Raw genomic sequence first — 22,600 nt, 5'->3', positions numbered from 1 at the left:
TGCTCAGCCGCCGAACTCGTAGGTCCAGGCACCCGTCCGGGCCGCGAACTCGATGTCCGTGACCTCCAGGGCGTGCCCGTGCTGGTCGCTCACCACGCGGTGGACGGACAGCCGGGCCGCGCCCGGATCGGGAGCCCGGTCCGGCTCCGGCCCGGGCGGCGGCGCCGGGACGCCGACCGACTCGTGGTGGGTGGTGCGGAGGCCCGCCTGCTCCATCCAGTGGTAGAGGAGCCGCAGATCGGGCTGCCCCCGCCGTTCGGTGATCCGCCGGTAGCGGCCGAGCTGCGGGATCTCCGTCAGCGCGGGCCGGGAGAACCAGGTCACCGACTGCTGCATCGGTTCACCGGCCGGGGTCAGCACCAGATGGCGGTGGACCAGTGTCGGTTCCCCGGGCGCCAGGGACAGCCGTCCGGCGACCGCCGCAGGCGGCGCCTCCCAGGCGAGCGCGGCCCGGACCAGCGCGTCGGCGGCCCGCGGACCGCCCGGGAAGGTGCGCCGGCGGACGGCCGGGACCGGGAAGCGCGGTTCGTGCCCCGGGTCGCGCCCGGCGCCGGTCGCGAAGGTGCCGCGCCGGTCGGTCACCACGAGCCGTTCGTCGCGCAGGAGTTGGAGCGCGCTGCGCACCGTCTGCCGGTTCACGTGGTAGCGGTGGGCCAGGAGCCGCTCGGACGGCAGCCGGCTGCCGGGGGAGATCCGCCCCCTGCCGAGGTCGTCCCGCAGGGCGCGGGCCACCCGGAGGTAGAGCGGAAGTGCCGCCGTCGAACCGTGTTCGGGAACAGGCTCGGGAACGGGCTCGGGCATGTCTCGGCCCCTCTCTGTCATGCGCTCTTCATGCATCGTTTCTCCGCCGTGCGGCGTGCGGCCATCGCTCGGTGTGACCGCCCGAGCCGCATGGGTGATCATTCCTATCATTGGTCTAAACCATTCGGGAAGGCCTGTCGGCGAGAGTGGCCGAAACGAGCGCCGGGCCGTGTAATGGATCGCACCGGAACACCGGAGGACACGGCGGCGGGAGAGGCGGGTGAGGTCGGATGGCGACACCGTCCGAGCGGGCCGAGAAGGGCAGGGACGCCCGCAAGCGCGTGCCCCGCTCCTCACACGGCCAATGGATCCCCTCCTCCCAGCGTCCCGACCCGGTCACCGTCCTGGAACGCCAGTCCGTGGACCGGGTCGGCGAACTCGTCCCGATCCGCTACGGGCGGATGGCCGTCTCCCCCTTCGCCTTCCTGCGCGGCGCCGCCGCCGTCATGGCCGCCGACCTCGCCGCCCAGCGCCACACCGGGCTCACCGTGCAGCTGTGCGGCGACGCCCATCTGCTCAACTTCGGCGTCTACGCCTCACCCGAACGGACGCTTCTCTTCGACGTCAACGACTTCGACGAGACCCTGCCCGGACCCTTCGAATGGGACGTCAAGCGGCTCGCCGCCTCCGTCACCGTCGCCGCCCTTCAGAACGGCACCACCAAGCCCAAGGCGCACCGCGCCGCCCAGGTCGCCGCCGAGGCCTACCGGCTCGCCATGCGCCGGCTCGCCGGACTCGGCGAACTGGAGGTCTGGTACGAGCGGATCGCCGCCGACGACCTCCTGCCCCTGGTCAGCGGGGCGAACCGCGCCCGCATGGAGCGGCGCCTCGCCCGCGCACGCCGCCGCACCAGCCTCCAGGCCGTCGAGAAGCTCACCACCGCCGACGACTCGGGCCGCCGCCACATCGTCGACGACCCGCCCCTCCTGGAACGCGTCACCGACGTCGACCGGGTCACCCTCGGCAAGATCTTCAGCGACTACCGCAGCTCGCTCTCCGAGGAGCGCCGGCTGCTCCTCGACCGCTTCCACTTCGTCGACGCCGCCCGCAAGGTGGTGGGTGTCGGCAGCGTCGGCACCCGCTGCTTCATCCTCCTCCTGCAGGGGCGCGACGACAGCGACCCGCTCTTCCTCCAGATCAAGGAGGCCGGCGACTCGGTCCTGGAGCCGTACCTGGCGCCCAGCGCCTTCACCCACCACGGGCGCCGGGTCGTCTGCGGACAGCGGCTCACCCAGGCCGCCAGCGACATCTTCCTCGGCTGGATGACCGGACCCGAGCAACGCCACTTCTACTGGCGCCAGTTGCGCGACATGAAGGGATCCGCCGAGGTCGAGACCATGTCCCCGGCCATCCTCCGCGACTACGCGCGCCTGTGCGGACGGGCCCTCGCCCGGGCCCACGCACGCTCCGGCGACCGCATCGCCATCGCCGCGTACCTCGGCTCCTCCGACGTCTTCGACCGCGCGACGGCCGACTTCGCGCTGCGCTACGCCGGCCAGAACGCGGACGACTACGCGGCACTCAGCGCCGCCATCGCCTCCGGCGTGGTGACGGCGGCCCCCGGCGTCTGAGACCGGGGGCCGCCCTCGGGGTCCACCGGGATCCGCGTCCCCTCGGGATCCGAGTCCCGCCGGGAACCGAGTCCCCTCGGGACTCAGATCCGGCGGCGCCGCAGCGGCGGCTCCGCCGGCGTCTCCGGCACCGGATCGAACAGCGCCGCCCGCACCACCGCCGGAGCGAAGAGCGCCGTCAGCGGGGCCGTCAGGGTCAGCGCCGAGCGGAAGGCCGCGCCCACCACCGGGTCGCCCGAGGCGCGCTGCTGCACCCGGCCCAGATACCAGCCGATCACCCGGTCCATGGCCCCGCTGCGCGCCGCGTCACCCGTCGCGCCCGGCATCTTCTTGTCCGCACCCGCCGAGATGTCCCACGCCTGGCGGGACGCGTCGAGCAGCGCCCGCTGCACCCGCCGGGTGGTCGGCGTGTGCCGCCGGTCCGCGAGAGCCCTGCGCAGCGCCACCGCGCTCAGCGCGGCCACCGCCATGCCCTGCCCGTAGATCGGGTTGAACGCGCACAGCGCGTCCCCGGTCGCCAGGAAGCCGGCCGGCCGGCGTCCCGGACGGTCGTACCGGCGCCGTACGTTCGCGGTCTTCCGGAAACCGAACACCGGGGTCAGCGGCTCCGCCTTCGCGATCCAGTCACCGAGCACCGGATGCGGCAGCCGGCGCGCGTACTCCTCGAACAGCGCCTCGTCCGTGGGCGGTTCGTCGCCACGAAGCCCCGACAGGGTGACCACATGCCGCCCGTCGCCCAGCGGCAGCATCACACCGCCGTACACCTGGCCCGGGTTCGGTACGAGGTTGAAGCCGAGCGCGTCCGTCGCCGGATCCGGCTCCGGGGAGCGGAAGATCCGTGTGCTGTACGCGAGTCCCGTGTCCAGCGTCTCCTCGTGCGGAGCCTCCGCGCCGATGCCGGCCAGCCAGTCCGCCGCACGGGTCGACCGGCCCGAGGCGTCCACCACCAGATCCGCCGCCAGCGGATACGGCTCCTTCGGCGCGCCCGCACCGCGCTCCCGCAGCAGCACCCCGCGCACCCGCCGGGAGTCGCCGACCAGGCCCACCGCCTCGGTGCCCTCGATCCGTTCGATCCGGGGATCCGCGAACACCCGCTTGCGCACCAGCCATTCGAGCTGGTTGCGCGGCCCGGTGGAGAAGTACGTCGTGGCCGGGTTACGGATGAACCACTGCCCGTTCTGCCACTGCACCATGTCCTCGGGCATCCCGACCCGGGGCGCGCCCAGGGCCCCGAGTTCCGCCATGAACCCGGGCAGCAGTTCGTCGAAGGCCTGCTGCCCGCCCTCGATCAGCACATGGAGGTGCCGGCCCTGCGGCACTCCGGGCCGCGCCTCGGGCTCCTCGGGAAAGCGGTCGCGCTCGACGACCGTGACCCGCTCGGCGTGCTCGCTCAGCACCCGCGCGGCCAGCAGACCCGCGAGACTCCCCCCGACGACCACCGCATGACGTGTCCTGCGGGGTCCCAACTCGTCGGTCATCCTCGCCCTTTCGCGTATGGAGATGTGACCCTCCAGTATCCACGCGGGGGAGGGGGCGCGTGGCGGGCGGCACGGGGCGTCAGGGGAGCGTGCGGTCCGCGGTGCGAGGGCGGCGGTCAGTCCTGGGCGAGCTCGTCGATCGCGTGCGTCAGCCACTCCACCCAGAAGCGCTCCAGATCGATGCCGCCGCGCAGCACCAGGTGGCGCAGCCGGTCCGGTTCGGCGGTGCGGCGCTGCGGCGGGAAGTCGCGGGTCTCGATCTCCAGATACTCGTCCAACTGGCGCCGGTGGAGGGTGAGATGGCGCTCCAGCTCGGCCCGCAGACCGGTGCCGCCGACCACCGCGGCGGCCCTCATCCGCAGCAGCAGTCCGGACCGCATCGGCTTGGGGTCCTCGGCGACGCCCACCCAGGCCGCGAGCTCGGCGCGGCCCGCCGGCAGGACCTCGTACTCCTTCTTCTGCCCGCGCGCGGGCACCGCGGCGGGCAGGGCGCGGATGTACCCCGCCTGCTCCAGCTTGCCGAGCTCGCGATAGATCTGCTGGTGCGTGGCCGACCAGAAGTAGCCGATGGACCGGTCGAAGCGGCGGGTCAGTTCGAGGCCGGAGGAGGGCTTCTCGAGCAGCGCCGTCAGGATCGCGTGCGGGAGGGACATGCACGCATCCTAGGTTCGGCGGGTGTGCCGGCCGCGGCGGCGGCCACGGCGGTCGTTCCGACCACCGTGGCGTCCGGTCCGCTGGGTCACAAGGTCACAAGGTCACAAGGTCACAGAGTCGCAGGGTCACAGGGTGGAGGCGAGCCGGGTGCCCTGGTCGATGGCCCGCTTGGCGTCCAGCTCGGCGGCGACGTCCGCGCCGCCGATCAGGTGCGCCGTGCGGCCGGCGGCGACCAGCTCGTCGTACAGGCCGCGGCGCGGCTCCTGCCCGGTGCACAGCACCACCGTGTCGACCGGCAGCAGCTGCTGCTCGCCGTCGATGGTGAGGTGCAGGCCCTCGTCGTCGATCCGGTCGTAGGCCGCGCCCGCGACCATGGTGACGCCCCGGTGCTTCAGCTCGGTGCGGTGGATCCAGCCGGTGGTCTTGCCGAGGCCCGCGCCGACCTTGCTGGTCTTGCGCTGCAGCAGGTGGACCCGGCGCGGCGGCGCGGTGCGCTCGGGCGCGCGCAGGCCGCCCCGGTCCGCGTAGGAGGTGTCGACACCCCACTGCCGGAAGTACGTCTCCGGGTCCTGGCTCGCGCCCTCGCCGCTGTCCGTGAGGAACTCGGCCACGTCGAAGCCGATGCCGCCCGCGCCCAGGATCGCGACCCGCTCGCCGACGTGCGCCCGGTCGCGCAGGACGTCGAGGTAGCCGACGACGCTCGGGTGGTCGACGCCCTCGATCTCGGGCACGCGCGGGGTGACGCCGGTGGCGACGACGACCTCGTCGTACGCCGCGAGGTCGGCCGCCGAGACGTACGAGTTCAGGCGCACCTCGACACCGCGCTCGTCGAGCTGGACCCGGTAGTAGCGCAGGGTCTCCTCGAACTCCTCCTTGCCCGGCACCTGCTTGGCGACGTTCAGCTGCCCGCCGATCTCGCCGGCGGCGTCGAACAGGGTGACCGCGTGGCCGCGCTCGGCTGCCGAGACCGCGCAGGCGAGTCCGGCCGGGCCGGCGCCGACGACGGCGATCCGCTTGGCGCGGCGGGTGGGGGAGAGGGTGAGCTCGGTCTCGTGGCAGGCCCGCGGGTTCACCAGGCAGGAGGTGATCTTCAGGCTGAAGGTGTGGTCCAGACAGGCCTGGTTGCAGCCGATGCAGGTGTTGATGGTCTCGGCGCGGTCCGCGGCGGCCTTGGCGACGAAGGCGGGGTCGGCGAGGAAGGGGCGGGCGAGCGAGACCATGTCGGCGCGGCCGTCGGCCAGGATCTCCTCGGCGACCTCGGGGGTGTTGATGCGGTTGGAGGTGACCAGCGGCACCGACACCGCGCCCATCAGCTTCTTCGTCACCCAGGTGTAGGCGCCGCGCGGCACGGAGGTGGCGATGGTGGGGATGCGGGCCTCGTGCCAGCCGATGCCGGTGTTGATGATGGTGGCGCCGGCCGCCTCGATCTCCTTGGCGAGGGCGGTCACCTCGTCGAGGGTGGAGCCGCCGGGCACCAGGTCGAGCATGGACAGGCGGTAGATCACGATGAAGTCGGTGCCCACGCGCTCGCGGATGCGGCGCACGATCTCCAGCGGGAAGCGGACCCGGTTCTCGTAGGAACCGCCCCAGCGGTCGGTGCGGTGGTTCGTCGCGGCGGCGATGAACTCGTTGATCAGGTAGCCCTCGGAGCCCATCACCTCGACGCCGTCGTAGCCGGCCTCCTTGGCGAGCTCGGCACAGCGGGCGTAGTCCTCGACGGTCTGCTCGACCTCGGCCTCGGACAGCTCGTTGGGCACGAAGGGGCTGATCGGCGCCTTGAGCGGGCTGGGCGCGACCAGGTCCTGGTGGTACGCGTACCGCCCGAAGTGCAGGATCTGCATCGCGATGCGCCCGCCCTCGGCGTGCACCGCCTCGGTGATCACGCGGTGCTCGGCCACCTCCTCGGCGGTGGTCAGCTTGGCCCCGCCGTCCCAGGGGCGCCCGGCCTCGTTGGGCGCGATGCCGCCGGTGACGATCAGCCCGACCCCGCCGCGGGCGCGCTCGGCGTAGAACGCGGCCATCCGCTCGAAGCCGTGCTCGGCCTCCTCCAGACCGACGTGCATCGATCCCATCAGCACCCGGTTGGGCAGCGTCGTGAACCCGAGGTCCAACGGGCTCAGCAGATGCGGGTAGGGGGTGTTCGGGGCCATGGGGGCGCCTCCTCGCGCGGGGTCGTCACGACTGTTGTAGACGACGCGGGCGGGGTTGTGCAACAAGTTGCATAAAGAGGACGCGGGAGGTGTGCCGGACACCACAGGGGGCGGGTCGGGTTGCGCCCGCGGGTTGCGGGCGGGGAACGGCGGGGCGGTGTCCTGCATGGGCGGCTCGCAACGGATGGTGGCGGGTGGGCGCGGCCGGGCGCACGCCCACGGCGCGCCGTCACTCCTTGCGGTACCCGTACGCCTCCGACGCCGCCGCCACCACCGCCTCCAGGTCCCCACCCGCGCTCGCCGTCACCATCGCCGCCACCGCCCCCTCCACGAACGGCGCGTCCACCAGGCGCGCACCCTCCGGGAGCTCGTCGCCCTCGGCGAGGAGCGCCTTGACCGTGAGGACGGCGCTGCCCAGGTCCACCAGGATCGCGACGCCCGCGCCGCCGTCCACCGCCTTCGCCGCGTCCGTGATCAGCTCGGCACTGGTGCCGAGGCCGCCGTCCGGGAGGCCGCCGGCCGGGCGGACCGGGGCGGTGTCCCCGCCGCCCGCCAGGCCCCGCGCGAGGTCGGCGACCGCCGCCGCCACCGCCGCGCTGTGCGAGACGAGCACGATGCCCACCCGGCCCACCCTGCCCGCCGTCATCCCGCCACCTCCACCCTCTCCGCCGTCTCCGCGAGCGCCGCGATCAGCAGCGCCGACGAGGTCGCCCCGGGATCCTGGTGTCCGATCGACCGCTCGCCCAGATAGCTCGCCCGCCCCTTGCGCGCCAGCAGCGGTACGGTGGCCAGCGCGCCCGCCTCCGCCGCCTCGCGGGCCGTCGCGAACGAGGTCGCCAGCGCCTCGGCCGCCGGGACCAGCGCGTCCAGCATCGTCTTGTCACCCGGCTGCGCGCCGCCCAGCTGCGCCACCGCCGCGACACCCGCAGCCAGGGCCTCGGCGAGGGCCGGCCGGGAGACCTGCTCGTCCTCGCCCAGCGCCTTGCCGGTGCGGCGAAGGAGCGTCCCGTACAGCGGCCCGGACGCGCCGCCCACGGTGGAGATCAGCTGCCGGCCGGCGGTGACGAGCAGCGCGCCGGGCGTCGCCGGCGGCTCCTTCTCCAAGGTCGCCGTCACCGCCGCGAAGCCCCGCTTCATATTGACCCCGTGATCGGCGTCGCCGATCGCCGAGTCGAGCTCGGTCAGCCGGTCCGCCTCCCGGTCCACGGCCGCGGCCGCGGCCGTCAGCCAGTCCCGGAAGAACCCCGCCCCGTACGTACTGTCGTCCCTCTCGTCCATACGCTCCCCTCACCGTCCCCAGCGCAGCGCCGGCGTGCTCACCGGCGCGTCCCACAGCCGCAGCAGCTCCTCGTCCGCCTCGCACAGCGTCACCGAGCAGCCCGCCATGTCGAGCGAGGTCACGTAGTTGCCGACCAGCGTCCGCGCGGCGGGCACCCCGCGTTCGCCGAGCACCCGCTGCACCTCGGCGTTGAACCCGTACAGCTCGAGGAGCGGCGTCGCCCCCATGCCGTTCACCAGCGCGAGCACCGGCCCCTGCGGGCGCAGATCGTCCAGGACCGCGTCGACCGCGAAGTCCGCGATCTCCCGCGAGGTCATCATCGGCCGCCGCTCGCGGCCCGGCTCCCCGTGGATGCCGACGCCCAACTCCAGCTCGCCGTCCGGCAGATCGAAGGTCGGCGAACCCTTCGCCGGAGTCGTACAGGCGCTCAGCGCCACCCCGAAACTGCGCGAACGCTCGTTCACCCGGCGGGCGATCGCCTCCACCCGCTCCAGCGGCGCGCCCGCCTCGGCCGCCGCGCCCGCGATCTTCTCCACGAACAGTGTGGCGCCGGTGCCGCGCCGGCCGGCCGTGTACAGGCTGTCGGTCACGGCCACGTCGTCGTCGACGAGCACCTTGGCGACCTGGATGCCCTCGTCCTCGGCGAGTTCCGCCGCCATCTCGAAGTTGAGCACGTCACCGGTGTAGTTCTTGACGACGAACAGCACCCCGGCGCCGCTGTCCACGGCGGCCGCCGCCCGCACCATCTGATCGGGCACGGGGCTCGTGAACACCTCGCCCGGACAGGCCGCCGCGAGCATCCCCGGCCCGACGAACCCGGCGTGCAACGGCTCGTGGCCCGAACCCCCGCCGGAGACCAGAGCCACCTGCCCGGCCACCGGGGCGTCGCGCCGCAGCACGACCCGGTTCTCCACGTCCACGGTCAGTTCCGGATGCGCGGCGGCGAAGCCGCGCAGCGCGTCGGCGACCACGGTCTCCGGAACATTGATCAACATCCTCACGGATACCTCCTGATGAGACTAGCAGCCAAGCTGCTGAACAGGGTCTTTGCAGGTCAGAGCAGGTGCGACAAGTTGTGGATCTTGGCGGTTGTTGGCCTGGAGGGACGCTACTGCGCGGTACTGATGCTGAGTTCATGCTGACTTTTCTGACGATAGATCAGTCCGCCGCCGCGCAGACGAGCTTTGCAGGTGCGCAGTATGGGGAAATCATCGACGTCCCACTGCGTACACGCACAGGTGTGGAACTGGTTGGAGGTGTGCCGCTATTCGGGTGCGCGGTCGGGTCGGGGTGCTCGGCGAGGATGGGTGGCCAACCTGGACGGGATGTCCCCGTATTGGCAAGCAGCGCGAGGAGTCCGGATGCACCACGCAGGACGACGCGCTCGAGCGCCTCTCGCAGCTCTACGCGGAGAAGAGGACCGCGGCGCCGTCCGTGGCGGCGCCCCCCCGCGAACTGGGTCAGCTGACGGTCGAGGGGTACGCGAAGCAGTGGCGGCCCCGGCAGCGCAAGATGACGGACTCTCGCCTACGAAAAGGGCTCTTCTGCTCCCTCTGTGGGTCGGTCCAGAGCGCCTGACGCAGTACACGCCGTCCCCTGTGCAGATCTTGAGGTGTCTAGGCTCGAGATCGGTCGCGCAGGGAGAACGGCGTGCGGTTCACCACGGTATTGAAGTCGCTGGTCGGATGCGAGCAGGCGGTGCCGGAGGCTGCCTGGTTCGACGAGGAATCCCAGGTCATGGTGGTTGCGGTGCGACCGAGGTCCCGGGCGCGTCGGCGGTGCGGGGTCTGCCGCAACCGCTGCCCCCGCTTCGACGCAGGAGCCGGCCGCAGGCGGTGGCGGTACCTGGACGCGGCCGGGTTGCCGCTGTTCCTCGAGGCGGATGCGCCGCGGGTGTCCTGCCCGCGGCACGGGGTGGTGGTCGCCGCGGTGCCCTGGGCCCGCCACGACGCCGGACACACCCACGACTTCGACCAGCAGGTCGTCTGGGCGGCCACCGAGTGCTCCAAGACGGCACCGCCCAGCTGATGCGGATCGCCTGGCGCACCGTCGGCACCATCGTGACCCGCTACCAGCGTGACGCGGACGCCGGGATCGACCGCCTCGCCGGCCTGCGGCGGATCGGCGTCGACGAGATCTCTTACCGCAAGGGACAGAAGTACGTGACCGCCGTGGTCGACCACGACACCCGGCATGTCGTCTGGATGTCCGACGGCCACGGCAAGGACGTCCTGCGGTCCTTCTTCGATGCCCCCGGCGAGGACAGAGCCCACCGCCTCACGCACATCACCGCGGACGGCGCGGAGTGGATCGCCGACGTGGTCGCCGAACGCGCACCGAACGCCGTGCGAGCTGGAACCGGGCTCGCCGCCACGCCGCGGACCGCGACCTGGCCCGCCGCCTCAAGCACTCCCGCCACGCGCTGTGGAAGAACCCGGAGGACCTCACCGACCGGCAAACAGCCAAGCTCGCCTGGATCGCCGCCAACGACCCGCGTCTGCACCGCGCCTACCTCCTGAAGGAGGGCTTGCGCACGATCTACCGGATCGCCCGGACCGAGGGCGCGCCCGCCGCCGCCCAAGCGCTGCACCGCTGGCTGTCCTGGGCCAGACGCTGCCGCATCCCGGCCTTCGTCGAACCGGCCAGGAAAGTCCGGCGCCACCACGACGCCATCCTCCACGCGATCGTCGAGGCGTTGAGCAACGGGCTGATCGAGTCCACCAACACCAAGACGCGCCTGATCACACTCACAGGTCCAGCAGAAGAGCCCTTTTTCACGGGTGTGGTGTTTCCTGTATGCCGTCGACCGGGGTGCTCATGGTGCGTTTCCTGCGGAGTTCCTCCGCGACATCGTGTGCCCCGGCCGGGTCGTAGACAGTTATCGTTTTGGTCGGTGAGGACAGCGCGGCAGCACGGGGTGTGAACGTATAAGTGTCGATGCCGTGGCGGACGACCAGCGCATCGACCTCGCTGGCGGGCACGTGCCACAGAGCGGCCAGACCTGCTTCCGAGTACCACTCGTCAGGGCACACGAAGTTGCGGTCGATCTCCGTCCGGTGCTCCACCGCTATGCCGACCGGGCTTAGTTGGCTGGTCAGCCAGTCGAGCAGTGCCTCCGCACCGACTCGGGACATCGGGCCCAGAGTTCCCGGCTTGCACGCCACCTTCCCTCCGCGCGTGTGCAGCACCACTTCGAGCGACTTTCGTCGGTCCCCTCTGAACCGTTCGGAAAGGACGACGCGCTGCAGATCAGCCGCCGCAACGGTGGAGGAGCGCAGGAAGTACGCGATCACGAGTTGCTTCGTACTCCCGTGAGGGCGGAACTCGATCCACCGCACCGCTTCGGTCAACTTCATGAATACCACGGTCGGGACGACCACGATTATGGCCAGGGCTATCAGCCCAAGGGCAGCCCAGAGGATGGCCCAGGAACCGGTGCCCAGGGCGATCCCCAGGATCGGTATCAGGAGGGGGACCGAGATCACCGGCGGTACCAGGACGCCGAGGACGATTTCGGTACCGACTTCCAGGACTCGACGTGGCACGAACACCAGCCGCTCACCCGCTGCGGTTGTCGACACAACTCCCGCCAGTGGGTTCGTATTTGGGGCGGTCATGAATCAAGTGTAGGCAGTAGCCGACAAATTGGTAAGGACCTGGACAAGGCAGCTCCGCGCCCGCGAGGGACTCCTCCACGCCTCGACGACCACCAGGCCGGGGCAGCTCGCCTCCCTGCTCGACGAGGCCACCGTCGCCCAGGTCGTCGACTGGCTGGCGCGCACCCGCGAAGCCGCCCTACACCTGGCCCCCGCCTCGGCGAGGCCCGCCCACCGCCGTCCCAGGCCCGACAGTCGGCCCCAGCGCACCTGAAGGACGGGCACCTGCGGCCGCGCCGCAGGAACACCCGCGGGCCGGTCCTGCGGGCCCGCCGGCCGGCAGGGTCCGGCGGCCCGGCTCAGCTCGTCCGCCGCCACCGCGAGGCCATCGTCAGCGCCCTGGTCGAGAGGCTGTCGAACGGGCTGATCGAGTCCACCAACACCAAAACGAGGCTGATCATCCGCCGGGGCTTCGGCTTCCGCACCGCCGACGCGGTCTTGCCCTGGTGATGCTCACCCTCGGCGGCGAACGCCCGACACTGCCGGGACGCCAACTCGCTGCAGCATGACCCACACATCAGTCACAAGAGCCTGAAAAAGGCTCTGACGGTCGCCGACGAGGACCTGGCACTGGAGATCGTCATGATGACGGGATGCGGCCTGCGCAACGGCGAGGCGCGGGCGGTGAATGTCAACAATGTCGTGGCCAAGGACGTGTACCGGGTGCGCGAGCAGATCCACTCCAACACGCGGAGCCGACGGCGACGGTGGTGTGGCCGTCGTTGGCGTGCAGGTGGATCGTGAGGCGGCCTTCTGACATGTCGTCGTGGATGCGCTGGGCCTCTGCGCCGACCTCGCGGATCTCGTCGTCGGGTGCACCAGGGCATGGGGTCGTTCGCCCAGGTCCACTCGGTGTCGATCTCGTCATGGAGGGCGACCGCCGCCTCACGGGATTCGGCCCAGCACACCTTGGTCGACGCGTACGCGGGCCGCTCGGGGGCGTGTGCCCGGAACCGGGCGGCCAAACCGGCGTCCGGGGCGGTGCTGACGAAGCCGTCGGCGATCCGGGAGGCGACGCGGACGCCGTTGGACCGAAGGCGGAGACATCGATGGGGGGGCGGGGTATCGGGGAGCGCGTAGAGGCGGGCGTTCTCGACCGTGTCATGCCTGCCACGATGGGTGACCTCCTCGCCGGAGAACAGCTGCCGGATCACCACGTCGTCCGCGGGCGGCCAGGTGTCACCGGTCCGAAATCCATAGCGAGCGGAAGCCCGCGTCCTCCGCCATCCGGGCCTGCTCGACGAGATCGCCGGGGCCGAACTCCTCACATGACAGGAAAGAGCCGAACTCGGTCATAACGCCTCCATGCGAGAGGGAAACCTGGGTCCGCGGTGTGGTTCGGGGCGTGATCCGGACGCAGGTCTGGGCGCGGCGCCACCTGCATGAAGACCGGTGGAAGGGGCAACAGCGGAAGGAGGGCTCTGCCGCCCGGACAGGGTCTGTCGGGAAGGAGCAGGACATGCCTCGTGGATCAAGCGCCAAGCGGGAACGGCAGTACGAGCACATCAAGCAGAGCGCCCTGGACAGGGGCGAGAGCGAGAAGCGCGCGAAGGAGATCGCCGCCCGCACCGTGAACAAGGAACGCGCCCGCTCGGGTGAGTCCAAGACCGCGAGCAAGAGTTCCACGCAGGACATGTCGTCCTCGCGGCGCGGTGGCAAGCGCTCCCACAGCGGCTCCGAAGGGCCCACGTACGACCAGTTGTACTCGGAGGCCCAGCGGCGCAATCTGCACGGACGGTCCCAGATGAACAAGGCGGAACTCAAATGGAAGCTCGGCCACTAGGGGCCAGAGATGAATGAGCGCGAGACTCGGAACCGCCGTATGCGGAGACCGACGAACAGGACAGCGCGTGAGCGACGTGACGTCGAGTGGCAGAGAGCGGCGGACGACGGCGAGTCCCATGGAGATGGCGGCCACGCGCTCGAACGCCAGCGACCAGGTATCGGACGTGAGGAGCAGCTCCGCCCGCTCCCGCCGTCGGAAAACCGTCCTGAACCGTCCTGAACCGTCCTGAGCGATGCACCCGGGCCTGCTGGGCTGCGATCAAGTGGCGGGTGGGCTGAACGCGTCTGTAGGGCGCGCGCTGGGATGATCACCTCCTGGTAGGCGCGGTCAGGGAGCGTCCGACCTGTGAACCCCGCCGCAATTCCCCACCCCCAGCGTCACGCAATGGGCCATGGGGATGGAGGAGGTGCGCCGTCGTCCCCATGGGGATGCGAAGGCGGCGTCCACGGCGGGCGCCGACCAGCCCACCGCTCCGGGGACGTCGTAGGCGCCCCAGGCTTCCAGCTTCGCGCCGGCTACGCGTGCCTGCTGTACCGCCCACCGCAGCGCCTCGTACGAGGCCGGGGAGCCGTCCACTCCGACGACGATGCGCGGGGTGGTCTCCTCAATGTGCTCGCTGGTGTTCATGACCGTGCTCCCTTCACCCGCGCGTACATGTGCCCACCCGTCACCGCCCGCCGCCGCAGCGGCCCCGTACGTCTACCGGTTACCCGGACCGCTGACTGTCACGCATCGGTCAACGGCCGCTCCCCTCCGGCGCAGCCCTGCTGACTTTCGCGTCCGGGCAGGAGTTCGGCCTTGCCGAAGAGGAGGGCATAGCCGGTGGGCAGCTGCCTGATGATGCGGTCGGTGAGGTCGGGGCCGGCCAGTCGGGCGATCGGGGTGAGGACCGCGCCGACGTCCCAGCGGGTGGTGGCCAGGCTGTTGCCGGTGCGCTGGGCGAGGTCCTTGACGAACTCCCAGCCCGTGAGCGGCGTGGTGGCGGGGATCTGCGCGGCGAGGGTCAGCGCCGCTTCGAAGGGGAGGCGGGCGGCGAGCTCGGCGCGTTCGTCCCCGACGAGTTGCCTTCCCAGCGCCCCGAGTACGGAGCGGACCGCGTGCTCGGCGCACTCACGGGTCGGGTCGGCGCCCTCGTAACGGACGCGTTCGAGGAGGCCGGCGTAAGAGGCTCCGCCCCGCTCGGTCGCGGACCTGCCGGCCGGAGCCGTGGTCTCGGTCCCGTTCTGGGTCTTGGTCGTGGTCTCGGTCTGGAGGGTCATGGTGGTGCGGGTCGCCGTTCTCTGCGGGCCCGGACGTCGCGGCCGGGCGGAGCGAACAGGTGTCGACAGGAGGGCCGGGCTCACCGGGGAAGGTGGGGTCGGCCGAAGAGCAGGTCGTATCCGGGTGGGAGCTGCAGGAGTGTCTGGGCGGTGAGTTCCTCGCCGGCGGCGTCGGCGGTGACGCTGAGCACGGCGCTGACGTCCCAGGCCGCCGTCCGTTCGGTGGCTCCCTCGATCCAGGCGGCCGTCGCCCGCACGAAACGTTCCGGTGAGAGCGGTTCGGCGGCCTGGAGCGGGTTGAGCAGGATGACGGCGAAGGTCTCCGGCAGGCGGGCGGCGAGCATCGTCCGCACGTCGCCGACCAGATGGGCACCGAGCAGCGCCAGCACGACCCGGGCGGCGCGTTCCGCCTCCTGCGGTGTGCTGTAGTCACCACGTTCCTGCACCCGGTCGAGGAACGTCTGCCATGGCAGTCTCATCGCGACCCCTTGTGTACGCGGGGGATGCGGGGTGACGGGAGCGGAGGGGCGAAGGAGGGGGAGAGGATGTCGCCCTCCGCTCCCGGCCTTGGCGGCGGCTCAGCCGCTGATCTCCTTGCGGTTGTCACCGCTGCCGATGGCGATCTTGCGCGGCTTCGCACGCTCGGCGATCGGGATACGCAAGGTGAGCACGCCTGCGGTGTAGTCCGCGGTGATCTTCTCGGTGTCGAGGGTGTCGGCCAGCATCAGCTGGCGGGAGAAGACACCGAGGGGCCGCTCGGACAGCTCCATCTGGACGTCGTCGGCCTTCTCGACCGGCCGGCGCTCGGCCTTGACCGTCAGCATGTTCCGCTCGACGTCGATGTCGATCGCGTCGGTGGAGACGCCGGGCAGATCCATCATGATCACGTACTCGTCGCCCTCGCGGTAGGCGTCCATCGGGACGGCGGCGGGACGGGACCAGGTGCCGGTCGTGCCCAGCATCTGCTGGGTGAGGCGGTCGAGTTCGCGGAAGGGGTCGGTGCGCATCAACATCGTGGAACACCTCCATCGGTTCAGGCAGTGGTTGCAATGCGCTTCACCTGACACCGTTGTAACATGTCAACGGATGGATGACAACTTCGGATGTCATCGAATCGACGACATTCAGGAAGAGCGTGATCCCATGGCCGGAGGCGGCGACCCCTTGAGCTTCCAGGCGGCGCTGGTCGCGCTCGCCGCGATCGACGAGACCGTCCGCGCGGCGCGGTCCGCGAGCACTCTGGCCACGCCCCCGAGCACCTCCTCCGAGGAGGCGCTCGCCGCGCTCCTGCTCCTGCGCGAGCTGCGCGAGCAGCTCGCCGACTGGGAGCCCGGCCTCATCGAGGCCGCCCGCGACGCGGGCGCCAGCTGGGCCGACCTCGCCCAGCCCCTCGGCGTCACCAGCAGACAGGCAGCGGAACGCCGCTACCTGCGCGTACGCCCCGGCCGCCCCGGCGCCACCCGCGAAGAGCGTGTCCAGGCCACCCGCGACCGCCGCGCCGCCGACCGCACCGTCACCGACTGGGCCCGCGACAACGCCGCCGACCTCCGCCAGCTCGCCGGGCAGATCACCGCCCTCGACACCCTCCCCGCCGCCCTGCGTCGCGACCTCAGCCAGGCACTCGCGGACAGCGACCCGGCCCGCCTCCTGGAGCCCCTCGCCCGCGCCTGCACGACCCGCCCCTCGCTGCCCGCCGACCTCGTCGAGCGCGTCAACGCCCTCGCCCGCCGCACCGCGGACCTCCGCAACGAAAGTGACCAGCGCCGTTCCGGCACCCCACAGCCCTGACAGGCATGGGCAGCCGGGTGGGGGCCGGCGTTGAGGGACGAGGCGTCATTGCCGGGTCTTCGAGGGCATCGCGCACCGGGGAGTCGAGCCATCGCTCCCCGGAGGCGGACGTTCGGCCTCGTTGGAATTGATCCACAAGGTGTCCCGGACGAGCCGCCGCAGGAGGCCGCCCACCCGGTCTGAGACCTCGGTTCCGCTTTCTCGTCCCGGCGGTCCGTTCTCCGTCGCCGAGGGGGACCATACGCCCGTGGCCGGCATCGCGGCCGTGGCCGGTGAGTTCGCCGCGCCCGTCGCATGGACCCCGTACTTCGCGGTCGACGACGCCGACAGAGCGGTGACCCGGATCCGGGAACGCGGCGGGACGGTGGGCGTCGGCCGGTGCCTATCCGCCGAGCGGGCGCGCGGCGCTGGTCGAGGAAGCCGCCCCCAAACCGCAGACCCGGCCACGCTGGCTCGTCCACCTCAAGGTCCCCTCCCTGAAGGCGGCCATCGCGGCCGCCGTGGAGAACGGCGGCACGATCGTCCAAGGGCGGCCCCTGGCCTGCCGGCGAACGGCAAGCGACCGTATGCGATCCGGACGGTGCCCTGTTCACCCTCGACCAGTCACCCACCGCACCGGAACTCGTGGAGCACTGACGAAAGCCGACCTGCTCTCGCTGGGTCAGGTGACCGGCTCCGGCGCGGGTACCGGACCGGGCAGAGGGCCCGGCTGAGGCCGCGGCTCCGGGCGCGGACCTCCCGGCTGAGGGTCCGGTCCGGGCTGCGGCGGGGCCGGCGGCACCGGATCCGGGCCACCGGGCGCGGGCACCGGACCGGGAAGCGGCCCCGGCTGCGGGCCAGGACCTGGGCCAGGCGCCGGCGTGGGACTCGGCGGAACAGGATCGTTCGGCGGGGTGCCCATCGCCGCTCGCCCTCCCCGAGTACCCGGCTCCGGCTCCGGCGCCGGCGCGGGGTGTGGGCCTGGCCGGGGTGCCGGCGGGCTGGAAGGGAACGGGTTCGTCGGGGGCGCGGGCCTCGGCTCCGAGGGGTCCGCGGGATCCGGCGGGACCGGATGAGGATGTGTCGGGGGACCGGTCTGTGCGTCACTCGCCATGATCACACCAGCTCACAAGGGCATCAGGCAGCCGCTTTCTGCCCTTCGACTGCCCGGCCAGGGCCAGCCCATTCCCTGCCCCCGGCCCTCAGCCGGGCATAGGGGCACTCCGTCCGGGAACGCGCCTGTCAAAGGGGTGGCGCGAGCCGACGGGAGGACCACCATGACCCGGCCGGACACACCCGAACCTGACGAACAGCACCCCAAAGTGGTCGTTCACGACCGGCGGCGGATCGACCCGGAGACCCTCCAGCTCAGGGAACCCGACGAGGAGACACCGGAGCGGGAAGGCGGCGAGCACGTGCTCGCGCCCCCGGACCGGGCCGGCGCCCTGGAGGTCCAGCTCGCCGAACGCACCGCCGACCTGCAACGCCTCCAAGCGGAGTACGACAACTACCGCAAGCGCGTACAGCACGACCAGGAAACCGTGAGCGAGATCGCCACCGCCAAGGTCCTCGAAAGCCTCCTGCCCGTACTCGACGCCATCGACCGGGCCCGCGACCTCGGCGAGGTCGACGGCGGGCTGCGGGCCGTGGCCCAGGCCCTGGAGGAGACACTCGCGAGCCTCGGCCTGGAGCGCACGGGCGAACCGGGCGAGCCCTTCGACCCGACCCGCCACGAAGCCGTCGACCACCAGATCTCCGACACCGTCGACGCATCGGTCTGCACGGCCGTCCTTCGCCCCGGCTACCGGCTGGGCACCCGCTTGCTCCGCCCCGCTCAGGTGTCCGTCACCGATCCCCCGGAACACGCGCCCGCCGCAGCGGCAGCACACCAAAGCTGAGCCGCGTGGGCGACGCAGCGCACCCCCGCCACCTCGTCAACCAAGATCGTCGCCCGCCAGGCGCAGCGCCAGCTCCTGGAGGATGCCATCGGTGTGCGGCACGGCGCCGGTCTCGTCGTAGGCGTTCGCGACCGCCGCGAAGGCGGTGATCAATCCGCGGATCAGAGCGCTCATCGGCTGGGTTACCTGGCGCAGCACGGCCATGCCGGCCTCATCGAGAGAGTCCCCGACAGGGACCTCGAACTGGTCGGGGATGACCTCGCCCAGGAGGTCCGAGACGAAGCTCTCCGAGTCACCGGCGCAGGGCCGTGAGAGCGGCGATGGCCTTGAGCTGGATCTCGTTCTCGGTCATGTTCCGAGGTCTCTGGCTACGGCCGCCTCGGCATGCGCTGGACAGGCTGGGCTCCAAGGATGGGGGTGTCCACAGTTCGCGGCGAACCGAGGAGGCCCGTGATGGATGCCTCGCTTCCGGAGACGATGGCGGCCTGGGTCGTCTCGGCCGACCGTCCGGGGCGTGTGGAGCGCACGGAATTGCCCGTACCGGTCCCGTCGCCGGGCGAGCTGCTGGTCCGTGTCCGGGCCTGCGGTGTGTGCCGTACCGATCTGCACCTCCGCGACCACGACCTGCTACCCCACCGCGACCGGGTCGTGCCCGGCCACGAGGCCGTCGGCGACGTCGTGGCCACCGGCAGCGAGGTCATCGGGCCGCCCGAGGCCGGTGCTCTGGTCGGCATCCCGTGGCTCCGCGGTACGTGCGGGGCGTGCCCGTACTGCAGAAGCGGCCGGGAGAACCTGTGCCTCTCATCGCTCTACACCGGCTGGGACACGGACGGAGGCTACGCCGAGTACGCGACCGTCCCCGCCGAATACGCCTACGAGCTGCCGGCCGGTTACTCCGCCGAGGAGCTGGCGCCACTGCTCTGCGCCGGGATCATCGGCTACCGGGCCCTGCGCCGGGCGGACCTCCCCGCCGGCGGCCGGCTCGGCATCTACGGCTTCGGCGCCTCCGCGCACCTCACCGCACAGCTCGCCCTCGCCGAGGGCGCCATCGTCCACGTCCTCACCCGCTCCCCCGCCGCCCAGGCCCTCGCCCTGGAACTCGGCGCCACCTCGGCCGGCGACCTCCAGATGGGACCGCCCGAACCACTGGATTCCGCCATCCTCTTCGCCCCCGTGGGCGCCCTCGTCGCTGATGCTCTCGAAGCACTGGGCAGCGGCGGAACCCTTGCCATCGCGGGCATCCACCTGTCCGACATCCCGCCACTGGACTACCAGAAGCACCTCTTCCGGGAACGGACCGTCCGCAGCGTCACCGCCAACACCCGCGAGGACGGCCGCGCCTTCCTGGCCGCAGCCGCCGAACACAGACTGCGGCCGACCGTCTCCCGCTACGACTTCGCCGACGCCGACACGGCCCTGGACGACCTCGCCGCCGGACGCGTCCACGGCGTGGCCGTCCTCCACATGTCGGGCGTAGTGAGGCTGGTTCACTCGCTCACGACGGACGGCACGGTGAGCTCTCAGCCCGTGTACTGGACGAAGACCTTGAGGTAGTCGTACTGCTGCTGCGACACGCCGCTGCAGGAGTCCGCGTCGGACCCGGTGGTGCAGGCCCGGTCGCGGTTGACGGACCAGTAGGTGAGACGGGCGATGTGGTGCTGCTGGGCGTAGGTGAGCATCGTCTGGAAGTCGGCGACGCGGACCAGTTCACCGGCCACGTCGGTCTTGCCGTTCATCGACGACAGTCCGATGTGCGCGTAGGTGGTGGCGTCGCTGTAGCCGTACGCGGACTGGACGCGGGCCTTGAGGCCTTCCATCGCCTGCACGGTCAGCGTGCCCATGTTGGTGCTGCCGCCGCCGAAGTCGAACGGCATGATGCACCAGATGTCGTTGGCCAGGCCGGAGTTGGCCGCCCGGTTGATCATGTCGACGCCGGTGGAGTCCGGGCCGGTGTTCGCGGTGCCGAAGGTGATGATGGTCTTGATGCCGGGGTTGTTGGTCTTGATGATCTTCAGGGCGTCGACCACGCGCTGGCGGACCGTGGCACTGGCCCACTCGGTGTTCTCGATGTCGATGTCGATGACCTTCAGGCCGTATGCGTTGATGACCTTCTGGTAGGCGCCCGCGAGCGCCGAGGCGCTGGTGCACTTCTCGCCGAGCTTCGCACCGCTCCATCCGCCGATGGACACGATGATGTCACCGCCGGCCGACCGGATCGCGTTGATCTTCGCCTGGTCGTCCCCGCCGGTCAGCGGACGGGAGCCGTCCCAGGCCGGGTTGCAGGTGCCGTCGGAGAGGATGAAGGCGAGGGTGAACCACTTGACGCCGGTCGCGGACATCACGGTGGTGGGGCTCTGCGGGTTGCCCCAGCCGAAGTACTCGTAGGGCGCCACCGCCATGCCCGGCGGGAGGGTCGTCGTGCCGAGGGTGAGCTTGTCGAGGTTGGGGCCGCCGTTCGCGGTGGTCGCGGTGGCGCGGACCTTGTTGCTGCCGGCGTTCAGGGTGACGGTCGCCGTCCTGGTCGCCCAGGTGTCCCAGTTCGCGGTGGGCGCGAAGGAGACGTTCGACGCCACGACCGTGCCGTTGACGGTGATGTTCATCGGGCGGTCGGCGGTGGAGCCGTTGGCGTAGCGGAAGGTCAGGGTCGCGGTGCCGGTGGTGGCGGCGTCGACCGTGAACTCCACGTACGAACCGGTGACGTTGGCGTAGTCCACGAACCCGGTGCCCGTGTAGCCGATGTGGTTGGTCGCGACCGTACCCTGCGAGATCGTCGCGTTCTCCGCCTGGTAGTCGGTGGCGGTTGCGGCGGCGTGGGAAGACGGGGTCGCGACGAACAGCAGGGACAGCAGCAGACCGAACAGGGCGGTCAGGATCACGCCGGGACGTGGACGGTGCAGGTGAAGGGGTCTGTGCACGGGACTACCTCCTGGAGGGCGGTTCGGGGTCTGCCTTTTTGAAGGGCGGGGTGGGCGAGGAGCCGGCGTTGCCGCCACGCCTGGAGGTGCGTGGCGGCAACGCGGGGGTGGGTCAGCAGGTGCCGTCGTCGCGCCAGACCGCCCAGGACGTCGGGTCGTTGGGGACCGCGCCGGTGGAGTAGTAGGTGGCGGTGTACTTGTGGCCCGCGTACGAGACGACGTCACCCGGCACGTACGACGTGGTGGAGGACCACGCCGTGGGGCAGGTACCCCCACCGCCGCTGCCGGCGCTGGTGGTCACCGGCAGGCTGCTGGAGGCGGCGGAGACGTTGCCGGCGGCGTCGCGGGCCTTGACCGTGAAGGAGTAGCCCGTGCTCGCGGACAGCCCGCTCACCGTCGCCGTCGTACCGCTCACGCTGCTGACCTTGGTGCCGTCGCGGTAGACGTCGTAGCCGGTGACGCCGGTGTCGTCGGAGGACGCGTTCCAGGCGAGCGAGACGCTGGAGGCGGTGGTGCCGGTCGAGCGCAGACCGTCCGGGGCCGTGGGAGCCTGGGTGTCGCCCGGGGTGCCGGCGGTGAGCTCGTACGCGCGCATGTTGCGCAGCAGCAGGTAGGTGTCGTGCAGGGATCCGGAGGTGTCGCCGAGGGAGCGGTAGATGCCCCACTTGGGGCGGACCCGGTCGTCGAGGAAGGTGTCGACGCCCGTCTTGGTCGCGTCGACGATCGTGGTCCCGGCGCTCTTGACGACCCAGCGGACGGAGCCCGCCGTACCGTCGCCGATCTTCATCTCGTACTCGATGTCGATCCACTTGTTCTGGAGGGGCTCCAGGTTGGTCCGGCCGACCAGGACGTCCCCGGCGATGACCTTGTGCTCGATGGTCTGCACGCCGTTGACCCGGCGCAGCGAGGTGACCGTGATCGGGGAACTGCCGGCGCCGGGCTGCTTGGTCTGCATGATGTGCGTGAACGTGGTCGTGGCCATCAGCGAGCTGGGGATGTACATCGAGTACGTGACCCGCCAGGTCTCCCCGAGATTCCACTGGAGGTAGGAGGAGGACGAGGTCCGGTTGCCGGTGACCTCGTGACGCTGCCGGTCGGTGGACGTGTCCCGATCGACCATGTGCATGTCAAATCGATAGGCGTCGCCCGCCACGTTGATGTGCGGCCCGAAACTCGTGTGCGAGTCGGCGCGGTCGTCCTCCAGGGTCTCGAAGGCGCCGAGACCCTGGACTGTGGGATCGGGTGCCCAGCGCAGCGTCCAGGTCGGAGCCGCCTCGGCGGGGGCGGCGGGCACGCCCAGGCCGAGCAGGCCCAGGCCGAGTGCGGCCGCGAGAGTCGCCAACCCGCGTCTGTATTTCATGTGTCGGTCCCTTCGTGAGGCTGTCG

Annotated in this window: 20 protein-coding genes and 7 pseudogenes; 9 read left to right on the top strand and 18 right to left on the bottom strand. The window is 71.3% G+C overall.

Going from position 1 to position 22,600, the window contains the following annotated elements; translation table 11 throughout:
- Positions 1-3: 3 nt before the first annotated feature.
- Positions 4-801, bottom strand: coding sequence for a GntR family transcriptional regulator (locus AB0C73_RS17185; RefSeq protein WP_362530271.1), 798 nt, complete (start codon positions 799-801; stop codon positions 4-6).
- Positions 802-1,031: 230 nt separating this feature from the next.
- On the opposite strand from AB0C73_RS17185, the gene AB0C73_RS17180 reads away from it, so the two are divergent.
- The gene (locus AB0C73_RS17180) at positions 1,032-2,372 is read left to right on the top strand and encodes a DUF2252 domain-containing protein (protein ID WP_362530269.1); all 1,341 of its coding nucleotides are present in this window, start codon (positions 1,032-1,034) and stop codon (positions 2,370-2,372) included.
- Positions 2,373-2,455: 83 nt separating this feature from the next.
- Here AB0C73_RS17180 and AB0C73_RS17175 read toward each other — a convergent pair whose 3' ends face one another.
- From AB0C73_RS17175 to dhaK, 6 genes are all read right to left on the bottom strand, one after another.
- Positions 2,456-3,850, bottom strand: a complete 1,395-nt coding sequence (locus tag AB0C73_RS17175) for an FAD-dependent monooxygenase (protein WP_362530266.1) — start codon at positions 3,848-3,850, stop codon at positions 2,456-2,458.
- A 116-nt stretch (positions 3,851-3,966) separates the two neighbouring features.
- A complete protein-coding gene (locus AB0C73_RS17170; RefSeq protein ID WP_362530265.1) occupies positions 3,967-4,503 on the bottom strand; it encodes a helix-turn-helix transcriptional regulator in 537 nt (178 codons plus the stop codon).
- 126 nt (positions 4,504-4,629) lie between these two features.
- Complete coding sequence (locus AB0C73_RS17165) at positions 4,630-6,654, bottom strand: NADPH-dependent 2,4-dienoyl-CoA reductase (RefSeq protein WP_362530262.1); 2,025 nt, start codon at positions 6,652-6,654, stop codon at positions 4,630-4,632.
- Between the two features lie 229 nt (positions 6,655-6,883).
- Positions 6,884-7,300: a PTS fructose transporter subunit IIA gene (locus AB0C73_RS17160; protein WP_362530260.1), complete on the bottom strand. Its 417-nt coding sequence runs from the start codon at positions 7,298-7,300 to the stop codon at positions 6,884-6,886.
- Complete coding sequence (gene dhaL, locus AB0C73_RS17155) at positions 7,297-7,932, bottom strand: dihydroxyacetone kinase subunit DhaL (RefSeq protein WP_362530257.1); 636 nt, start codon at positions 7,930-7,932, stop codon at positions 7,297-7,299. The genes AB0C73_RS17160 and dhaL overlap by 4 nt, the downstream gene beginning before the upstream one ends.
- Before the next feature lie 9 nt (positions 7,933-7,941).
- Entirely contained in the window at positions 7,942-8,934 is a 993-nt protein-coding gene (gene dhaK / locus AB0C73_RS17150; RefSeq protein ID WP_362530255.1) for a dihydroxyacetone kinase subunit DhaK, read from the bottom strand.
- A 649-nt stretch (positions 8,935-9,583) separates the two neighbouring features.
- Here dhaK and AB0C73_RS17145 point away from each other — a divergent pair.
- Positions 9,584-10,679, top strand: a pseudogene (locus AB0C73_RS17145) (ISL3 family transposase); the annotation flags it as partial.
- A gap of 28 nt (positions 10,680-10,707) precedes the next feature.
- Here the strand turns inward: AB0C73_RS17145 and AB0C73_RS17140 are convergent.
- On the bottom strand, positions 10,708-11,550 hold the full coding sequence (locus tag AB0C73_RS17140) for a hypothetical protein (RefSeq protein ID WP_362530491.1): 843 nt from the start codon (positions 11,548-11,550) through the stop codon (positions 10,708-10,710).
- A 28-nt stretch (positions 11,551-11,578) separates the two neighbouring features.
- Here AB0C73_RS17140 and AB0C73_RS17135 point away from each other — a divergent pair, with 28 nt between their 5' ends.
- The 3 genes and pseudogenes from AB0C73_RS17135 to AB0C73_RS17125 all read left to right on the top strand — a co-directional run.
- Positions 11,579-11,803, top strand: coding sequence for a hypothetical protein (locus tag AB0C73_RS17135; RefSeq protein ID WP_362530489.1), 225 nt, complete (start codon positions 11,579-11,581; stop codon positions 11,801-11,803).
- 92 nt (positions 11,804-11,895) lie between these two features.
- A pseudogene (locus AB0C73_RS17130) lies at positions 11,896-12,098 on the top strand (transposase); the annotation flags it as partial.
- Positions 12,099-12,120: 22 nt separating this feature from the next.
- Positions 12,121-12,279 (top strand): annotated as a pseudogene (locus AB0C73_RS17125) (integrase); the annotation flags it as partial.
- Positions 12,280-12,335: 56 nt separating this feature from the next.
- Here AB0C73_RS17125 and AB0C73_RS17120 read toward each other — a convergent pair.
- Positions 12,336-12,743, bottom strand: a pseudogene (locus AB0C73_RS17120) (LLM class flavin-dependent oxidoreductase); the annotation flags it as partial.
- A 305-nt stretch (positions 12,744-13,048) separates the two neighbouring features.
- On the opposite strand from AB0C73_RS17120, the gene AB0C73_RS17115 reads away from it, so the two are divergent.
- On the top strand, positions 13,049-13,372 hold the full coding sequence (locus AB0C73_RS17115) for a plasmid stabilization protein (RefSeq protein WP_362530252.1): 324 nt from the start codon (positions 13,049-13,051) through the stop codon (positions 13,370-13,372).
- A gap of 330 nt (positions 13,373-13,702) precedes the next feature.
- On the opposite strand, the gene AB0C73_RS17110 is transcribed toward AB0C73_RS17115, so the two are convergent.
- The 4 genes from AB0C73_RS17110 to AB0C73_RS17095 form a co-directional block, all read right to left on the bottom strand.
- Positions 13,703-14,002, bottom strand: coding sequence for a universal stress protein (locus tag AB0C73_RS17110; protein WP_362530250.1), 300 nt, complete (start codon positions 14,000-14,002; stop codon positions 13,703-13,705).
- 98 nt (positions 14,003-14,100) lie between these two features.
- Positions 14,101-14,634: a DUF2267 domain-containing protein gene (locus AB0C73_RS17105; protein ID WP_362530247.1), complete on the bottom strand. Its 534-nt coding sequence runs from the start codon at positions 14,632-14,634 to the stop codon at positions 14,101-14,103.
- Positions 14,635-14,714: 80 nt separating this feature from the next.
- Entirely contained in the window at positions 14,715-15,113 is a 399-nt protein-coding gene (locus AB0C73_RS17100; protein ID WP_362530245.1) for a DUF2267 domain-containing protein, read from the bottom strand.
- Positions 15,114-15,212: 99 nt separating this feature from the next.
- The gene (locus AB0C73_RS17095; protein ID WP_362530243.1) at positions 15,213-15,647 is read right to left on the bottom strand and encodes an Hsp20/alpha crystallin family protein; all 435 of its coding nucleotides are present in this window, start codon (positions 15,645-15,647) and stop codon (positions 15,213-15,215) included.
- 130 nt (positions 15,648-15,777) lie between these two features.
- Here AB0C73_RS17095 and AB0C73_RS17090 point away from each other — a divergent pair, with 130 nt between their 5' ends.
- Together AB0C73_RS17090 and grpE are read left to right on the top strand one after the other, a co-directional pair.
- A complete protein-coding gene (locus AB0C73_RS17090) occupies positions 15,778-16,422 on the top strand; it encodes a type III effector protein (protein WP_362530240.1) in 645 nt (214 codons plus the stop codon).
- Positions 16,423-17,678: 1,256 nt separating this feature from the next.
- Positions 17,679-18,299, top strand: a complete 621-nt coding sequence (grpE, locus tag AB0C73_RS17085) for a nucleotide exchange factor GrpE (protein ID WP_362530238.1) — start codon at positions 17,679-17,681, stop codon at positions 18,297-18,299.
- A 36-nt stretch (positions 18,300-18,335) separates the two neighbouring features.
- On the opposite strand, the gene AB0C73_RS17080 is transcribed toward grpE, so the two are convergent.
- Positions 18,336-18,503 carry a hypothetical protein gene (locus AB0C73_RS17080; protein WP_362530236.1) on the bottom strand — a complete coding sequence of 56 codons (168 nt, stop codon included), beginning with the start codon at positions 18,501-18,503 and terminating at the stop codon, positions 18,336-18,338.
- Positions 18,504-18,776: 273 nt separating this feature from the next.
- On the opposite strand from AB0C73_RS17080, the gene AB0C73_RS17075 reads away from it, so the two are divergent.
- The gene (locus tag AB0C73_RS17075; protein ID WP_362530482.1) at positions 18,777-19,853 is read left to right on the top strand and encodes a zinc-dependent alcohol dehydrogenase family protein; all 1,077 of its coding nucleotides are present in this window, start codon (positions 18,777-18,779) and stop codon (positions 19,851-19,853) included.
- Here AB0C73_RS17075 and AB0C73_RS17070 read toward each other — a convergent pair.
- The 4 genes and pseudogenes from AB0C73_RS17070 to AB0C73_RS17055 form a co-directional block, all read right to left on the bottom strand.
- Positions 19,820-21,214, bottom strand: a complete 1,395-nt coding sequence (locus tag AB0C73_RS17070) for a carbohydrate-binding protein (RefSeq protein ID WP_362530235.1) — start codon at positions 21,212-21,214, stop codon at positions 19,820-19,822. The two genes, AB0C73_RS17075 and AB0C73_RS17070, sit on opposite strands and share 34 nt — an antisense overlap.
- A gap of 112 nt (positions 21,215-21,326) precedes the next feature.
- A pseudogene (locus AB0C73_RS17065) lies at positions 21,327-21,458 on the bottom strand (carbohydrate-binding protein); the annotation flags it as partial.
- Between the two features lie 27 nt (positions 21,459-21,485).
- Positions 21,486-21,776, bottom strand: a pseudogene (locus tag AB0C73_RS17060) (fibronectin type III domain-containing protein); the annotation flags it as partial.
- Positions 21,777-21,791: 15 nt separating this feature from the next.
- Positions 21,792-22,574: pseudogene (locus AB0C73_RS17055) on the bottom strand (Tat pathway signal sequence domain protein); the annotation flags it as partial.
- Positions 22,575-22,600 lie beyond the last annotated feature (26 nt).

The organism is Streptomyces sp. NPDC048623 (genome assembly GCF_040650755.1).
Taxonomy (GTDB): Bacteria; Actinomycetota; Actinomycetes; order Streptomycetales; family Streptomycetaceae; genus Streptomyces.
Note: the sequence above shows the minus strand (reverse complement) of the source record. Positions and strands in the feature narration are given on the sequence as shown.

Bases quoted from the DNA above. Each gene is read 5' to 3' on its own strand.
- AB0C73_RS17185 (WP_362530271.1), bottom strand. From the start codon at position 801: ATGCCCGAGCCCGTTCCCGAGCCTGTTCCCGAACACGGTTCGACGGCG.
- AB0C73_RS17180 (WP_362530269.1), top strand. From the start codon at position 1,032: ATGGCGACACCGTCCGAGCGGGCCGAGAAGGGCAGGGACGCCCGCAAG.
- AB0C73_RS17175 (WP_362530266.1), bottom strand. From the start codon at position 3,850: ATGACCGACGAGTTGGGACCCCGCAGGACACGTCATGCGGTGGTCGTC.
- AB0C73_RS17170 (WP_362530265.1), bottom strand. From the start codon at position 4,503: ATGTCCCTCCCGCACGCGATCCTGACGGCGCTGCTCGAGAAGCCCTCC.
- AB0C73_RS17165 (WP_362530262.1), bottom strand. From the start codon at position 6,654: ATGGCCCCGAACACCCCCTACCCGCATCTGCTGAGCCCGTTGGACCTC.
- AB0C73_RS17160 (WP_362530260.1), bottom strand. From the start codon at position 7,300: ATGACGGCGGGCAGGGTGGGCCGGGTGGGCATCGTGCTCGTCTCGCAC.
- dhaL (WP_362530257.1), bottom strand. From the start codon at position 7,932: ATGGACGAGAGGGACGACAGTACGTACGGGGCGGGGTTCTTCCGGGAC.
- AB0C73_RS17140 (WP_362530491.1), bottom strand. From the start codon at position 11,550: ATGACCGCCCCAAATACGAACCCACTGGCGGGAGTTGTGTCGACAACC.
- AB0C73_RS17115 (WP_362530252.1), top strand. From the start codon at position 13,049: ATGCCTCGTGGATCAAGCGCCAAGCGGGAACGGCAGTACGAGCACATC.
- AB0C73_RS17110 (WP_362530250.1), bottom strand. From the start codon at position 14,002: ATGAACACCAGCGAGCACATTGAGGAGACCACCCCGCGCATCGTCGTC.
- AB0C73_RS17105 (WP_362530247.1), bottom strand. From the start codon at position 14,634: ATGACCCTCCAGACCGAGACCACGACCAAGACCCAGAACGGGACCGAG.
- AB0C73_RS17100 (WP_362530245.1), bottom strand. From the start codon at position 15,113: ATGAGACTGCCATGGCAGACGTTCCTCGACCGGGTGCAGGAACGTGGT.
- AB0C73_RS17095 (WP_362530243.1), bottom strand. From the start codon at position 15,647: ATGTTGATGCGCACCGACCCCTTCCGCGAACTCGACCGCCTCACCCAG.
- AB0C73_RS17090 (WP_362530240.1), top strand. From the start codon at position 15,778: ATGGCCGGAGGCGGCGACCCCTTGAGCTTCCAGGCGGCGCTGGTCGCG.
- grpE (WP_362530238.1), top strand. From the start codon at position 17,679: ATGACCCGGCCGGACACACCCGAACCTGACGAACAGCACCCCAAAGTG.
- AB0C73_RS17080 (WP_362530236.1), bottom strand. From the start codon at position 18,503: ATGGCCGTGCTGCGCCAGGTAACCCAGCCGATGAGCGCTCTGATCCGC.
- AB0C73_RS17075 (WP_362530482.1), top strand. From the start codon at position 18,777: ATGGCGGCCTGGGTCGTCTCGGCCGACCGTCCGGGGCGTGTGGAGCGC.